The organism is Chitiniphilus eburneus, assembly GCF_005048205.1.
GTDB classification, from domain to species: domain Bacteria; phylum Pseudomonadota; class Gammaproteobacteria; order Burkholderiales; family Chitinibacteraceae; genus Chitiniphilus; species Chitiniphilus eburneus.
This window is the reverse complement of sequence record NZ_SUMF01000003.1, coordinates 57,194-70,650: the sequence shown is the minus strand read 5'-3', so window position 1 is coordinate 70,650 and position 13,457 is coordinate 57,194. Positions and strand designations below refer to the sequence as shown.

The 13,457-nt window shown below is 66.8% G+C and carries 16 protein-coding genes; all 16 read right to left on the bottom strand.

Annotation, left to right across the window (positions count from 1 at the left end):
- Nucleotides 1-2 precede the first annotated feature (2 nt).
- The 16 genes from FAZ21_RS05285 to FAZ21_RS05210 all read right to left on the bottom strand — a co-directional run bounded on the left by FAZ21_RS05285 (nucleotide 3) and on the right by FAZ21_RS05210 (nucleotide 13,450).
- A complete protein-coding gene (locus FAZ21_RS05285) occupies nucleotides 3-1,145 on the bottom strand; it encodes a CmpA/NrtA family ABC transporter substrate-binding protein (protein WP_136772240.1) in 1,143 nt (380 codons plus the stop codon).
- Nucleotides 1,142-1,681 (bottom strand): ANTAR domain-containing response regulator, encoded by a 540-nt coding sequence (locus FAZ21_RS05280; protein WP_169307261.1) that lies wholly within the window; start codon nucleotides 1,679-1,681, stop codon nucleotides 1,142-1,144. The genes FAZ21_RS05285 and FAZ21_RS05280 overlap by 4 nt, the downstream gene beginning before the upstream one ends.
- A 132-nt stretch (nucleotides 1,682-1,813) precedes the next feature.
- Nucleotides 1,814-2,197, bottom strand: a complete 384-nt coding sequence (locus tag FAZ21_RS20535) for a gamma-glutamylcyclotransferase family protein (protein WP_211243377.1) — start codon at nucleotides 2,195-2,197, stop codon at nucleotides 1,814-1,816.
- Entirely contained in the window at nucleotides 2,194-3,684 is a 1,491-nt protein-coding gene (locus FAZ21_RS20530) for a chitinase N-terminal domain-containing protein (RefSeq protein ID WP_136772237.1), read from the bottom strand. Before FAZ21_RS20530 ends, FAZ21_RS20535 begins: the two co-directional genes overlap by 4 nt.
- A 209-nt stretch (nucleotides 3,685-3,893) precedes the next feature.
- Nucleotides 3,894-5,579: a single-stranded-DNA-specific exonuclease RecJ gene (gene recJ / locus FAZ21_RS05265; RefSeq protein WP_136772236.1), complete on the bottom strand. Its 1,686-nt coding sequence runs from the start codon at nucleotides 5,577-5,579 to the stop codon at nucleotides 3,894-3,896.
- 1 nt (nucleotide 5,580) lies between these two features.
- On the bottom strand, nucleotides 5,581-6,579 hold the full coding sequence (locus FAZ21_RS05260) for a hypothetical protein (protein WP_136772235.1): 999 nt from the start codon (nucleotides 6,577-6,579) through the stop codon (nucleotides 5,581-5,583).
- Between the two features lie 161 nt (nucleotides 6,580-6,740).
- Complete coding sequence (gene scpB / locus FAZ21_RS05255) at nucleotides 6,741-7,334, bottom strand: SMC-Scp complex subunit ScpB (protein WP_136772234.1); 594 nt, start codon at nucleotides 7,332-7,334, stop codon at nucleotides 6,741-6,743.
- Nucleotides 7,331-8,170, bottom strand: a complete 840-nt coding sequence (locus FAZ21_RS05250; protein ID WP_136772233.1) for a segregation and condensation protein A — start codon at nucleotides 8,168-8,170, stop codon at nucleotides 7,331-7,333. The genes scpB and FAZ21_RS05250 overlap by 4 nt, the downstream gene beginning before the upstream one ends.
- Entirely contained in the window at nucleotides 8,167-8,526 is a 360-nt protein-coding gene (locus tag FAZ21_RS05245; protein ID WP_136772232.1) for a hypothetical protein, read from the bottom strand. Before FAZ21_RS05245 ends, FAZ21_RS05250 begins: the two co-directional genes overlap by 4 nt.
- Nucleotides 8,527-8,543: 17 nt before the next feature.
- The gene (locus tag FAZ21_RS05240) at nucleotides 8,544-9,047 is read right to left on the bottom strand and encodes a GNAT family N-acetyltransferase (RefSeq protein ID WP_136772231.1); all 504 of its coding nucleotides are present in this window, start codon (nucleotides 9,045-9,047) and stop codon (nucleotides 8,544-8,546) included.
- Nucleotides 9,048-9,109: 62 nt separating this feature from the next.
- A complete protein-coding gene (locus FAZ21_RS05235; protein ID WP_136772230.1) occupies nucleotides 9,110-10,312 on the bottom strand; it encodes a tryptophan--tRNA ligase in 1,203 nt (400 codons plus the stop codon).
- A gap of 40 nt (nucleotides 10,313-10,352) precedes the next feature.
- Nucleotides 10,353-10,994, bottom strand: coding sequence for a site-2 protease family protein (locus tag FAZ21_RS05230; protein WP_136772229.1), 642 nt, complete (start codon nucleotides 10,992-10,994; stop codon nucleotides 10,353-10,355).
- Between the two features lie 85 nt (nucleotides 10,995-11,079).
- Nucleotides 11,080-11,703 (bottom strand): L-threonylcarbamoyladenylate synthase, encoded by a 624-nt coding sequence (locus tag FAZ21_RS05225; protein WP_136772228.1) that lies wholly within the window; start codon nucleotides 11,701-11,703, stop codon nucleotides 11,080-11,082.
- A gap of 93 nt (nucleotides 11,704-11,796) precedes the next feature.
- Complete coding sequence (locus tag FAZ21_RS05220) at nucleotides 11,797-12,327, bottom strand: dihydrofolate reductase family protein (RefSeq protein WP_136772227.1); 531 nt, start codon at nucleotides 12,325-12,327, stop codon at nucleotides 11,797-11,799.
- On the bottom strand, nucleotides 12,324-13,166 hold the full coding sequence (locus FAZ21_RS05215; RefSeq protein WP_136772226.1) for a 3',5'-nucleoside bisphosphate phosphatase: 843 nt from the start codon (nucleotides 13,164-13,166) through the stop codon (nucleotides 12,324-12,326). Before FAZ21_RS05215 ends, FAZ21_RS05220 begins: the two co-directional genes overlap by 4 nt.
- Nucleotides 13,163-13,450 (bottom strand): SemiSWEET transporter, encoded by a 288-nt coding sequence (locus FAZ21_RS05210; RefSeq protein WP_136772225.1) that lies wholly within the window; start codon nucleotides 13,448-13,450, stop codon nucleotides 13,163-13,165. Before FAZ21_RS05210 ends, FAZ21_RS05215 begins: the two co-directional genes overlap by 4 nt.
- Nucleotides 13,451-13,457: the final 7 nt, after the last annotated feature.

The following is a 13,457-nucleotide window of genomic DNA, read 5'->3' as shown; positions in this document are numbered from 1 at the left end:
GTTCAGTGCCAGATTTCGCGTCGCCCGCTTTCCGTTGCCAGGCTGTGCAGCGCGAACGAGGTGGCATAACCCTCCGGATCGCTACCATCCCAGACCCGGCCATCGTTGAGCACGCTGCGGCGCATGTCGTGCGTCGGTGCGCTGGCCCCGGCCATTGCCGCCGCATCGCGGAATACATCCACCCGATTGATCTCGCGGGCCACCGCGCGATAGTCCGGCGCCGTTTCCAGAATGCCCCAGCGACGAAGCTGGGTAAGAAACCAGATCAGGTCGGACAACCACGGCATGCCCACCTCGCCCTTGGCGCCAAAGAAACGCACCGCGTGCGACTGGCCACCCCAGCCATGCCCTTCCACCAGCCTCGGCGCAATGGCGGCGATCGGCACGCCGATGGCTTCGGCCACCCAGGGCGTGGCTTCGACGCGATGCATCGGGTGATCCAGCCAGCGACAGGCTTCCAGGAGCACCGCCACCAGCATCCGCGCGGTGTTCGGGTAGCGGTCGGCAAAGGCGGCCGTGGTGGTCAGCACCTTTCCGGGGTGATCGGGCCAGACCTGCGCGCTGCTGACGATGGTGTGGCCGCTGCCATCCAGTTCGGTCAATGCGCCCCACGGCTCGCTGGCGCCGTAGCCATCCAGTTCGCCCCGGGTCAGCGCCGTCGCCAGTTCGGTGGCGGGCGTGACCAGCATCGTCACGTCGCGTAGTGGATGAATGCGGTGCGATGCCAGCCAGTAGTAGAACCACATCGCGCTGGGCGGCAGATGATGCGCGAACACCAGCCGCCGCGTGGCCGCCAGCACCGCGCGATACAGGCTGTCCCCATCGCGGACATTACCCGCCAACTGGCTGGAGACGCTGACGCTCTCGCCGTTCTGGCTCAGCGTCATCAGCACCGCCATCGGGCAGGCGGGGCCGCCCAAGCCCAGATGCAGGCTCAGCGGCAGGCCGTAGTAGGACTGCACGGCATCCAGCTCGCCCACCAGCAGGCGGTCGCGCAGCAACGACCACGTCGGTTGCCGGCTCAGTGTCAGTTCCAGCCCATAGTGGGCGGCCAGGCCCAGCCGTTGTGCCACCACCAGCGGCAGGCAATCGGTGAACGGCAGGTAACCCAGCTTGAGATGGGTCTTTTCGAGATGGGGATTCATCGCGGCGGCACCGACATGGCAATCACCCTGCGCGCCACGTCGACCAGCCGGACGCCCTGGTCGCGGGCCTGGCGCCGTAGCGCGGTCACCGCTTCGTTTTCGGGCATGCCCTGCTCGTGCATCAGCACATTCTTGGCGTGCTCGATCAAGCCGCGATCCGGCGGTTCACCCGCGGAAACACGCGTGGGGCGCTCCGCCGCCAGCATGGCGCGCGCCACCAGGAAGGCGTGTTGCGATACGGATTCGGGAACATCCTGCGCCGCGTAGACGGCCACACCGGTCGCCAGCGCCACCCGCAAGGCACTGGCCGCCAGCCGTGGGCCATAGGGATGGGTGATGGCGAACGATTCCAGCGTGTCGCGCAGCGGTGAATCGACGGCGATCAGCACCAGGTCCGGGCCCAGGCTGGCCAGCCGCTGCACCAGGAAACGCGTACTGTTCGCTTCGCCCACCACTTCCATGCCGGCGGCCTGGAGCGCGGGCGCCAGGGCGGCGACAGGCATGTCGGTATCGGTAATCAACAGGATGCGCGTCATGTCGGCCATCCCTGTGCGAGGAAAACGATATCCCTTTATCCCGCAATGCAACATTTGGCGGCAATAATGGAGATACCCTATGGTGATCCCCTCACAGGGTGAGCAAAAGCACCGTTGACGCGGGTTGCGGCGCTATCCGACCGGCGGGTCGCTGCCTTGCGCTTTGCGGAATTCGCCTTCCGCCAGCAGAACGCCGTCGGGACGCGGATGAAAATACGCCCAGGCCCGCACCGTTTCGCCATCGACGCCACGGACGTCGATCTGCTCGCGCAGATAGTCGTCCGGGTGCCCTTCCAGCCGATCCAGGTCGTGCAGCGTGCCGGCATCGACCGCATACAGCTCGCCGCGCACCGGATAGCGCGGCGCTTTTACCAGGAAGGGGTAGCTGTGCGCGTACAGGCTGTAATGCGCCACCGTGCTGGCGACGCCCAGACAAGGCGCGCCGTTCAGCCAGTGGTGGTTCCAGCCGCCACGCTTGAGCGTGCCGTAGACGAACACCAGGATGGGTGCGTTCACCGCCGGCTGGGCTTGGGTGCCGACAGTTCGCGCTCGTCGAGCAGCGAATCGAGCACTTCGTCGGGCAGGACAAAGCGACCACGCGGCGCGGGCGGAACGGGCGTCGGCGTCGGCGTATCGATCTCTGCGGCCGGCGCCGTGGTCGAGCTTGCCGTCCTGGGTGCGCCGCGCGATACGCTGGATGCCGATGCGGGTACCGGCTCGATGGCGGGCTGATCCGGCAAGAGCGACACCACATCGCTCTCCACGCATTCCTCCTTGCGGCACACGGCCACCCGCACGCTGCTGGTACTGCCGTTCAACGTCGCCACCTGCATCGGCAGGCGCAGGTCACCGCAGTAGCTGGCGGTCGTGACGCCGGGATTGGCCGCGTCGGTCCTCTGGCAGACCCGCACATCGCTACGCAGATTGCCCAACGGCTCAGGCAGCGGATCGTCGGTGACCGCGTCCAGCAGGCGCCAGCTATCCGGCCGGCCTTCGGCCTGCGCCTGCGGCAGCGCCCAGGCCAGCAACACGCTGTCGGGCGTGCCGCGATTGAGCGTGATCAGCGGTTTGACGGTACCTTCGGGCGGCAGCAGTACCTCCAGCCGCGCCGGCTCGCTACGCGCGCATTCCAGTTGGTTGCATAACTTGACCGACAGGTTGTGCACGCCCTTGGGCAGCCCGGCCAGGGTCATGCCAGCCGATTGGCTGTTGGGGGTGACTTCCTTGAAGGCGGTGGATTCGTACAGCACCTGGTCGCCATCCAGCACTTGCCAGTAGCGGCCGGGCTTGCCCCACCAGACATTCCAGGCCAGCTCCACCGGCTCGCCGGTGCTGACCTGCGGCAGCCAGTCCAGTTGCGGGGCGCTGGGCTGCCCGGTGAGCTGTTCGTCGTCGTCCGCACCGGCGTGCTGCGCACCCACCCACGTGCTGGCCTTGAGCGGCGTGCAGGCGGGATCGCCATTGCGGTCGGTGTTGCACAGGCGGATTTCGATATCGTGCCGCCCCTCCGGCAGGTTGGTCAGCGTGTAGACGCCGCTCTGCACCGAGATCACCTGCGTTTCGGTCATCTGCTCCGCCCCCTCGACGCTGCTGCCGGCCAGCCGGCGCGTGGTGAAGTTGCGGCTGCGCATGCGCAGTTCGCCGTTGTCCCACACTTCCCAATACTGCGCGGTGGTGCCAAAGCCGATGTCCCAGCCGATGATGAGCCGGTTGCCGGTGAGCTTTTCCGGAATCGGATCGAGCGCGGGCTTGATCGGCGCCTCGGTGGTGGGTGGCGGAAACTGCTCGCCGGGATACTCGATCGGCGGCAGCGGTTCGATACTGGGGTCGTTGGCGGGGCCCGGCGCGGGCGGCGCGATGTCCACGCAATCGAGCATGCCATTATCCAGCGGCGTGCAGGCCCGGTCGCCCTGCTGCTGCGCCTCGGAGGGCGTCAACAGCACGGCGTGGGCCAGGGGCAGACTGACCGCGATCAGGGCGGCAATCGTGCGGAATCGATTCATCGGCCATCCATCCTTGTGCCGCGCTGGCGGCTGTTATGATCCGGCGCGCGCGGGGCACCGGTGCGAGCGCTGCCGTGAAGACGACCGGCAGCCTCGGGGGCTGGCAAGAGCCAGCCTGGCAATTCTGGCAAGAAGTACCGCACGCAGACAGTACCAGCGTACGCACGTAAGCATGACGCAGCCAGAAGGGCTTTGTCAGCCGCTCCAGCTCATTCGCAGTGCTCAATCATCAGTTGCAGCATCCGCTCGCCTCTGAATTCATTGACGCTCAATGTGAACACGGCGCTCACGCTGGCCGGCAACGGGTCGGCATTCGAGAAACGCATGGCCTCGATCAGCAGGCCGTGACGGTTGCGCAGCTTGAGCTTGAGATGGCGCTCGCCCACCACCCGCTGTTCCACCACGCGGAATTCGTCGTGGAAACGCGGCGCGGGAAAGCCCTGCCCCCACACCTGCCGCTCCAGCCGCTCGGCGACGTGCATGGCGTAGTCGTCGGCTTCCGGCACGCCGTCGGTTTCGATCACGCGGGTCAGAGCCTCTTCCGGCATCAGCTCGCGGCATACTGCTTCGAACGCGGCGCTGAAACGGTCGAAGTCGGCCGGGCGCAGGCTCAGGCCCGCCGCCATGGCGTGGCCGCCGAATTTCAGGATCAGGTCGGGATGGCGCTTGGAAACGAGATCGAGCGCGTCGCGCAGGTGCAGGCCGGGAATCGAGCGCCCCGATCCCTTGATTTCGGTGTCGCTGGCTTCGGCAAACACCAGCGTGGGGCGGTGGAAACGATCCTTGACCCGACTGGCGACAATACCGATCACGCCCTGGTGCCAGTCGGCGCGGAACAGCGAAATGGAATAACTGGCCTCGGGCGACATGCCGGCCAGCACGTTCTCGGCCTCTTCGCGCATGCCGGATTCGATCTCGCGCCGGGCGCGGTTCATCTGGTCCAGCTCGCGCGCCAGCGGCATGGCGGCCTGTTCGCTGCCGGCCAGCAGGCAGGCGATGCCCAGGCTCATGTCATCCAGCCGGCCCGCCGCGTTCAGGCGTGGCCCCAGCGTGAAGCCCAGGTCGAAGCAACTCGCTTTCTGCGCGTTGCGCCCGGCCGCCGCGAACAATGCCAGAACCCCGGCACTGGCGCGGCCGGCGCGCATGCGCTTGAGCCCCTGTTCGACCAGGATGCGGTTATTGGCGTCCAGCTTCACCACGTCGGCTACCGTGCCCAGCGCCACGTAGTCCAGCAATTGCGCCAGGTTGGGCTCCGTCACGCCGGCGTACGCGCCGCGCGCGCGCAGTTCGGCCCGCAACGCCATCAGGACATAGAACATCACGCCCACGCCGGCGAGATTCTTGCTGGCAAAGGTGCAGCCCGGCTGGTTCGGGTTGACGATCAGGCAATCCGGCAGCACGTCGCCCGGCAGGTGATGGTCGGTGACGAGCACTTCGATACCCCGCTCGCGCGCGGCCGCCACGCCGGCCACGCTGGCGATGCCGTTGTCCACGGTAACGATCAGGTCGGGGGATTTCTGCGCGGCCAGCGCCACGATCTCGGGCGTGAGGCCGTAGCCATATTCGAAGCGGTTGGGCACCACGAAATCGACCACGGCGCCAAGCAGGCCCAGCCCCTTGACCGCCGTGGCGCAGGCGGTGGCGCCGTCCGCGTCGTAGTCGGCCACCACCAGGATGCGTTCGCGGCGGGCGATGGCGTCCGCCAGCCGCTGGGCAAGGGCAGAGATATCCTTCAGCCCGGAAAACGGCAACAGGCGGGCCAGGTCGTGTTCGAGTTCGCCGGCATCGCCGATGCCGCGCGCGGCATACAGGCGTGCTTCCAGCGCGGTGAGGCCCGCGGCCAGCAGCGAGCCATGACTGTCGCGCGGTACGTCGCGGGTGCGGATCAAGGGCATGTCAGGCCCCCGCCCATGGCAAACGGTCGCCGCGCCAGAAGCGCCAACGCGCGCCGGTACCGGTTTCCACCGCCAGCCCCAGTTCCGGGAAGGTGAGCGCCACTTCTTCCAGCTCGCCCCGACGCAGGCGTTCGGTCAGCGGCGCGAACCAGTCGCGCTCCAGCGCCAGCCAGGCTTCGCGCCAGGCATGGGCATCGCCATAGCCCGCCGGATCGGCCAGTTGATCGAGGACCAGCATGCCGGATTCGGCCAGTTCGCCCGGCCGGGCCGGCGGCTCCACCCTGCCCTTGCCGGCCGCGGTCAGGGCCGCGACCAGCGGGTCGGCGGTGTAGACCGTATCCGACGGTGCTTCCGGCGTGGCCGGCAGCGGCCAGTCGCCACCACCCCATAGCCACAGGCTGTTGATCTGCGGTTGCCCGGCTTCGAAGCGGGCGTCGTTCACCGGATGAGCGTACAGCAGCATCTGGAGTTCGTTGAGCAGCCGGTGCCATTGCAGGGCATCCGGCCCCCGGGGCAACGCGGGATGGATGTCGCGTCCCACCACGGCATGCAGCGGCGTGGTGTCCAGCCCGGGGTCGGCGGGCAGATGCAGGTACCAGCGGGTGGGCGTCGGCGCGATCAGGCGCAGGCCGTCCTCGGCCAGCAGGCCGTTGAGGGCTTCGGCCAGCGCGGCGGCTTCGGCCGGCTGGATCGCCAGCGGCGCGGCATCGCTGAGCGTGAGCTGGTCGCGGTTGGCGCGAAGGTGCACCGGGTCGGCACGCAGCCAGTACCCCGGCGCTTCGCCAGGGGCATCCAGGGCCAGCGTCAGCGGGGCCACCGGCAGCGATGGCAGGCCATAGCGTTGGGCCAGCCAGGTGTGGAAATCCAGGGGGAGATGTTTTTCTCGCGCGCCGCGCCCGATCAGCCAGGACAGCGCAGGCAGCGCCAGGCCGGTGACGATCTCTGCTTCGGCATCGCGATCGGGCCAAGCGGCATGGGGAATGACTAAATGAAGTTGCATCGCGCGATTCTAGAGCCTGTTCCGGACTTGCACCAATCGGTTCCGGGTGATCCGGATTCCGCTCCGGTCAGACCCAGTATCGCCCATGGACAATTTACCCATGCCAGCGTGCCTGGATCGACTCCAAGCCTGGGCAGCGCACGGGTAGCGCCTGCCGGGCGTTACACCTCGGAGGCCGGCGCCGCCGGCGCGGGTTCGGGCAGGACCAGGTTGCCGAGTTCGGCCAGCGGCGGCAGATCGGACAAGCCGGACAGGCCCAGGTCGTCGAGAAAGGCGCGCGTGGTGGCGAGCAACTCGGGGCGACCGGGGACTTCCTTGTGGCCAACGACGTCGATCCATTCGCGCTCCTTGAGCGCCTGGATGATGGCGCTCGACACGGTCACGCCGCGAATCTCCTCGATTTCGCCGCGTGTCACCGGCTGTTTGTAGGCGATGATCGCTAGCGTTTCCATGACCGCGCGCGAATAGCGTGGCGGCTTTTCAGGGTGCAGCCGCTCCAGGTAAGGCTGCATCTCAAGCCGGGCGCGAAAACGCCAGCCCGATGCCAGCCTCACCAGCTCCACCCCCCGGCCATTCCAGTCGTGGGCGATGGCGTCGAGCAACTCGTTCAGCACGGCCGCGCCGGATGGCACGGTGAACAGTTGTTTCAAGGTGGCGACCGGCAACGGCTCGGTGGCGACCAGCAAGGCGGTCTCCAGCACTTTTTTCAGGTGCGCCCGCTCGGCGTCGTCGAGTTTTTCCGGTGTTTCGCTCATGCTGCCTGCTCCACCAGCGACCCCTCCCGCGCGGTGCCCGCGCCGGCCAGACGCACGTAGATCGGCACGTAGCCTTCATCCTGGGTTACCAGAATGTGCTTTTCCTTGACCAGCTCCAGCACGGCGATGAAGGTGACGACCAGCAGCGGCACGCCGCGCGTGGTGTCGAACAGGTCCTGGAACGGCAGGTAACGACCACCGGCCAGCAGGCGCAGGATATGGCTCATCTGCTCGCGCACCGACAACGCTTCAAGCTGCACCTTGTGATGCTGCTGGCGCCGCGCACGCGCCAGAATGGCCAGCCAGGCGCTCTTGAGGTCGGCCGGGCCGACATCGGGCAGGCGCACCACCGCCTCCTTCTCGAACAGCACCGCCACCAACAGGAAATCGCGGCCGGCCTGCGGCAGGCGATCCAGTTCATAGGCGGCGAGCTTGATCTGCTCGTATTCCAGCAGACGCCGCACCAGCTCCGCGCGCGGATCGAGTTCGTCGCCTTCCTCGCTCGATACCGGGCGGGGCAACAACAGACGCGATTTGATTTCGATGAGCATGGCCGCCATCAGCAGGTATTCGGCCGCCAGTTCCAGCCGCGACGCCTGCATGGCTTCGACATACTGCATGTATTGCGCGGTGACGGCCGCCATGGGGATATCGAGGATATCGATGTTCTGGCGGCGGATCAGGTAGAGCAGCAGGTCGAGCGGGCCTTCGAACGATTCCAGCAGCACCCGCAGCGCGTCGGGCGGGATGTACAGATCCTGCGGCAGCTCGGTGACCGGCTCGCCGAACAGGTGGGCGACGGGGTCGATGGCGCCGGCATCGACGATGGCATTCATGCCGGATCGTCGTCCTGGCCAGGCAGGCGCATCGGCTCCGGGCCCGGCGCGTCGGGAACCGCTTCCATCCGCGCCAGCAGCATCAGCAATCCCAGCCCCATCATCAGCAGCGGCAACAGGATGCCCCAGCCCAGGCCGTACTGCTGGTTGGCGAATACCGCCGCGCCACCCAGGATCAACAGTGGCCCGCTGACGATGGTGCGCTTGTTCCAGCCGTCGACCAGCAGCACGCCGATGCCGGCGCACACCAGCCCGAACACGACGATCCAGCTCACGGCTGGGGCGACATTCAGGCTGTTCACCAGCCAGCCGGCGCCGATGACGATCAATGCGATGGGAACCAGTGCGTTGCGCAAGGGGTAGCCTCTCTCGGTTACAGGGCGGCGAATTCGGGTGCGTAGATCACCACGCCGTTGCCACCCGCCAGCGCGCCGGGGATCAGCTCCAGCGCCATGAAGTATTCATGCGGGACATCGTAGGCGCAGGACAGGCCGAACCGGCTGGCGGGCACGAAGCCGAAGCGCTGGTAGTAGGCCGGGTCGCCCAGCACCACCACGGCCGCGATGCCGTCCTGCTGCAACTGGCGCAATGCCTCCCGCACCAGCGCCGCGCCACGCCCCTGGTTCTGCCAGGCCGGATCGACGGCGATGGGGGCTAGGCCCAGCACTTCGCCGTCGGCACCAGGGCACTCCACCGGGGAAAACAACACATGGGCGACGATATCGCCCGACTCGCCCACGCCCACCAGCGACATGGTGACGTGTCCGCCGTGGACCAGCGCGTCGATCAGGTCGGCCTCGGCGACCTGGCCGAACGCGGCAGCGGTAATGGCATGGATGCGCGGCGCATCGCAATGGTTGGCGGCACGGATCAGCATGACGCCCCCACGATGCGCACGCGCGCCGGTCGGGGCTTGTCGTCGTCTTGCATGAAAAGCTCCTACTTGTAGTTGAGGCCCATCGCCTGGCGCACATCGCGCATGGTGTCGGCCGCCAGCGCACGGGCGCGCTCGCAACCGTTATCGACGATGCGGCGCAGCAGCGCCGGGTCTTCCAGGTAGCGCTGGGCGCGCTCGAACATCGGCTTCTGCTCGGCCAGCACGCCTTCGATCACCGGCTGCTTGCATTCGATGCAGCCGATCCCGGCGCTGGTACAGCCCTGCACCACCCAATCGCGGGTGGGCTGATCGGAATACACCTCGTGCAGCTTCCACACCGGGCATTTTTCCGGGTTGCCCGGATCGGTACGGCGCACCCGGGCCGGGTCGGTGGGCATCTGCCGGATTTTCTTGGTCACCGATTCGCTGTCCTCGCGCAGGCTGATGGTGTTGCCGTAGGACTTGGACATCTTGGCGCCGTCCAGGCCCGGCATGCGCGACGCTTCGGTCAGCAGCGGCTTCGATTCGGGCAGGATCATCTTGCCGCCACCTTCCAGATAGCCGAACAGGCGCTCGCGGTCGGCGGCGCTCAGGTTCTGAACCTCGGCCAGCAGCGCCCGCGCGGCCAGCAGCGCCTCGGCGTCGCCTTCCTGCTGGTAGCGGGTACGCAACTGGGCGTACTGCTTGCCGGTCTTGCCCGGCATTTTCTTGATCGCAGCCTCGGCCAGTTCCTGGTAGTTCGGCTCCTTGCCGAACAGGTGGTTGAAGCGGCGCGCAATCTCGCGGGTGATTTCCACGTGCGGCACCTGATCCTCCCCCACCGGCACCAGGTTGCCGCGATACAGCAGGATGTCGCTGGTCATCAGCACCGGGTAGCCCAGGAAGCCGTAGGTGCCCAAGTCCTTGTGCGACAGCTTCTCGATCTGGTCCTTGTAGGTGGGCACACGCTCCAGCCACGACAGCGGCGTGACCATCGACAGCAGCAGATGCAGCTCGGCGTGCTCGGGCACCTGGCTCTGAATGAAGATGATCGCCTGTTCCGGATCAACCCCCGCAGCCAGCCAGTCGACCAGCATGTCCCACACGCTGCGCTCGATGACGCTGACGTCGTCGTAGCTGGTGGTCAACGCATGCAGGTCGGCCACCATGAACAGGCACGGGTAGTCGCGTTGCAGGCGCACCCAGTTCTTGAGCACGCCGTGGTAGTGACCAAGGTGCAGCTTGCCGGTGGGACGCATGCCGGAGAGGATCCGATCTGGGAACATCCTTGAAAAATCCTTGTTATCTATATGATTTTATTGAACATCAACCCAACAGGGCCAAGAATCCGTATACCAGCTTCATCAACGGCTGCATGATGCCGCCCAGTATCCCGGTTGCCAAGAGCACCACCAGGATGATCATGCCGTAGGGCTCGATCCGCGACACCGCCGCCGCGGCTTCGCGCGGCAGGCTGAAGACCAGGATGCGCCCGCCGTCCAGCGGCGGGATCGGCAGCAGGTTGAGCACCATCAGCACCACGTTGATGGTGATGCCCGCCTGCGCCATATAGGCCAGCGGCAACTGGAAATAATTGCCGTCCAGGTTCACCGCCAGCCGCAGGATCAACACCCAGCAGGCGGCCATCGCCAGATTGGCGAGCGGCCCGGCGGCGGCCACCCAGCGCCCGTTGGCGCGCGGATTGCGCAAGGCGCCGAAATTGACGGGCACCGGTTTGGCCCAGCCGAACAGGAACCCGCCGGGCAGCATCAGGCACAGCAACGGCAGCAGCACCGTACCGATCGGATCGATATGCTTGAGCGGATTGAGCGTCATCCGCCCCATCAGGAAGGCGGTGGGGTCGCCAAAGTGTTTGGCGGCATAGGCGTGCGCGGCCTCGTGCAGCGTGATGGCAAACAGCACCGGCAGCGTCCAGATGGCGATCTGCTGGATCAGGTTCAGTTCCATGGTGTCTCGGCGAGGGGGATCGGAAAGGTGCGCCTTTTGGCGCGGTGCAACGAGGAAAACCGGGCATGCCGACGTTCAGGCGGCCTCACAGACCGAACACCGCCGCGTCGCCTTTGCCCTGGCGCAGGATCGTGGGCGCGTCGCCGGACAGATCGACCACCGTGGTGGGTTCCAGACCGCAATAGCCCCCTTCGATCACCAGTTGCACATCGCGTTCCAGGCGATCGCGGATTTCCCAGGCGTCGGTCAGCGGGTACTCCTCGCCCGGCAGCAACAGGGAGCTGGAGAGCATCGGCTCACCCAGTTCTTCCAGCAGTGCCAGCGCCACCGGGTGATCCGGCACGCGCAGACCGATGGTCTGCTTCTTGGGGTGCCAGACGCGGCGCGGCACCTCCTTGGTGGCCAGCAGGATGAAGGTGTAATTGCCCGGCGTGGCCGCTTTCAGCCGGCGGAACGCCTGGTTGTCCACCCGGGCGTAATTGCCCAGTTGCGACAGGTCGCGACAGGCCAGGGTGAAATGGTGGCGTTCGTCGAGCTGGCGTATCCGGCGGATGCGTTCGAGCGCGTCCTTGTTGTCCAGGCTGCAACCCAGCGCGTAACAGGAGTCGGTGGGGTAAACCACCAGCCCGCCCTTGCGAATGATATCGACGGCTTGCTTGACCAGGCGTTGCTGGGGGTTTTCGGGATGGATCGAGAAGAATTGGGACATCCCGACAGTTTACTATCCAGCGCGGCCAGCAAGAAATGAACTATGCGCGACGGCGTTGCGGACGCGTCCGATTTACCACGGTTTTGCGCGGTATCAGGTACGGCGGCGATAGTGCAGTTGTACCAGCCCGTCGGCGTAGGCCCGACTGGAAACCAGCCTCAGCCGCGTCGGCGGCACCCCGGCGAACAGGCTGATGCCAGTACCGAGGATCACCGGCGCCAGCGTGAAGATGAATTCGTCGATCAGGCCGGCTTCCATCCATTCCTGCGCCACCCGTGCGCCACCCACCAGCCAGACGTGCCGGCTGCCGCGTTCGATCAGCGTTTGCAGCAGTTCTTCCGGCGAGCAGGTCACCGCATGGACATCGGCGGGCGCGTGCTCCAGCGGGCGGTGCGTGAACACGTAGCTGGGCTTGCCGGCATAAGGCCAGTCGCCCAGGCCCTGCGCCTGGGTGTAGGTGGTCCGCCCCATGACCAGCGCATCAATGCCGGCATAGAACTCACCGTAGCCGTAGTCCTCGCCGCTGGGGGCGATCTGCGGCAGCCAATCCAGCCCGCCGTCGACACCGGCGATGTGGTCGTCCAGCGACGTGGCGATGTACAGGGTGACGAGGGGACGTGTCATGCGGCCTCCAGCCAGCGGGACCAGACCGGGTCGCAGCCCAGCGGCAGGTCGGGATTGAGCCCGGGGTCGCGCGCACCTTCGCCGGTGGCATGGTAGTCGGTGCCGCTGGAGGCCAGCAGCCCGAATTCCTGCGCCAGCCTGCCGTAGCGCGCCACCTCGTGCACACCGTGCACGCCGGACACGACTTCGATGCCCTCGCCGCCCAGGCGGCGGAACTCGGTCAGCAGCACGCGCATCGTTTCGTTACCCATATCGTAGCGCGCCGGGTGCGCCAGCACCGCCACGCCACCGGCGCCGCGTATCCAGTCGATGGCATCGTGCAGTCGCGCCCATTCGTGCTCGACGAAGCCGGGCTTGCCACGCACCAGGTACTTCTTGAAGACGCTCTTCACATCCTTGGCCAGCCCACGCTCGACCAGATGCCGGGCGAAATGGGCGCGACTGATGATCTCCGGATTGTCCGCATAGCGCCTGGCCCCTTCGAGCACGCCCGGGATACCGGCGCGCGCCAGCGAATCGCTCATTGCCACCGCGCGCGCGTCACGTCCTGCGCGCACGTCGGCCAGGCCCGCGCGCAGCGTTTCGTTGGCGGCGTCAAAGCCCAGGCCCACGATGTGCAGCGTGTGCTTGCCCCAACTGACCGAGACCTCGACGCCATTGACGAAGCGCATGCCGTGCCGGGCGGCCTCATCGGCCGCTTCGGGCAGCCCGCACAGTTCGTCGTGGTCGGTCAGCGCGAACAACTGGCAACCGCGCTCGGCCGCCAGCCGGGCCACCTCGCGCGGCGGCAGCAGGCCATCGGAGGCAGTGGAGTGGCAATGCAGATCGACGGGCGTCATGGCGAGGTGCTGCGCGCCCGGCGCGCGCCCAGATCGAAGCGCAGCTTCATCACCAGCACCGATCCGGCCAGCAGCAAGGTGACACTGTTGGCGACGAACACCGGCATGGCATGGGCCATCAGGCCATAGGCCAGCCACAACGCAATGCCGGTGACGAAGATCAGGTACATGCCGAGCGAGATATCCCGCGCGGAGCGGGTGCGCCACACCATCAGGACTTGCGGCACGAATGCGAACGTAGTGCAGACGCCGGCCAGCAGGCCGACCGTATCGACGATATTCATTTCATTT

Bases quoted from the DNA above. Each gene is read 5' to 3' on its own strand.
- FAZ21_RS05285 (WP_136772240.1), bottom strand. From the start codon at position 1,145: ATGAATCCCCATCTCGAAAAGACCCATCTCAAGCTGGGTTACCTGCCG.
- FAZ21_RS05230 (WP_136772229.1), bottom strand. From the start codon at position 10,994: ATGGAACTGAACCTGATCCAGCAGATCGCCATCTGGACGCTGCCGGTG.
- FAZ21_RS05235 (WP_136772230.1), bottom strand. From the start codon at position 10,312: ATGTTCCCAGATCGGATCCTCTCCGGCATGCGTCCCACCGGCAAGCTG.
- FAZ21_RS20530 (WP_136772237.1), bottom strand. From the start codon at position 3,684: ATGAATCGATTCCGCACGATTGCCGCCCTGATCGCGGTCAGTCTGCCC.
- FAZ21_RS05240 (WP_136772231.1), bottom strand. From the start codon at position 9,047: ATGCTGATCCGTGCCGCCAACCATTGCGATGCGCCGCGCATCCATGCC.
- FAZ21_RS05225 (WP_136772228.1), bottom strand. From the start codon at position 11,703: ATGTCCCAATTCTTCTCGATCCATCCCGAAAACCCCCAGCAACGCCTG.
- FAZ21_RS05210 (WP_136772225.1), bottom strand. From the start codon at position 13,450: ATGAATATCGTCGATACGGTCGGCCTGCTGGCCGGCGTCTGCACTACG.
- FAZ21_RS05280 (WP_169307261.1), bottom strand. From the start codon at position 1,681: ATGACGCGCATCCTGTTGATTACCGATACCGACATGCCTGTCGCCGCC.
- recJ (WP_136772236.1), bottom strand. From the start codon at position 5,579: ATGCCCTTGATCCGCACCCGCGACGTACCGCGCGACAGTCATGGCTCG.
- FAZ21_RS05250 (WP_136772233.1), bottom strand. From the start codon at position 8,170: ATGAATGCCATCGTCGATGCCGGCGCCATCGACCCCGTCGCCCACCTG.
- FAZ21_RS05215 (WP_136772226.1), bottom strand. From the start codon at position 13,166: ATGACGCCCGTCGATCTGCATTGCCACTCCACTGCCTCCGATGGCCTG.
- scpB (WP_136772234.1), bottom strand. From the start codon at position 7,334: ATGAGCGAAACACCGGAAAAACTCGACGACGCCGAGCGGGCGCACCTG.
- FAZ21_RS05220 (WP_136772227.1), bottom strand. From the start codon at position 12,327: ATGACACGTCCCCTCGTCACCCTGTACATCGCCACGTCGCTGGACGAC.
- FAZ21_RS05260 (WP_136772235.1), bottom strand. From the start codon at position 6,579: ATGCAACTTCATTTAGTCATTCCCCATGCCGCTTGGCCCGATCGCGAT.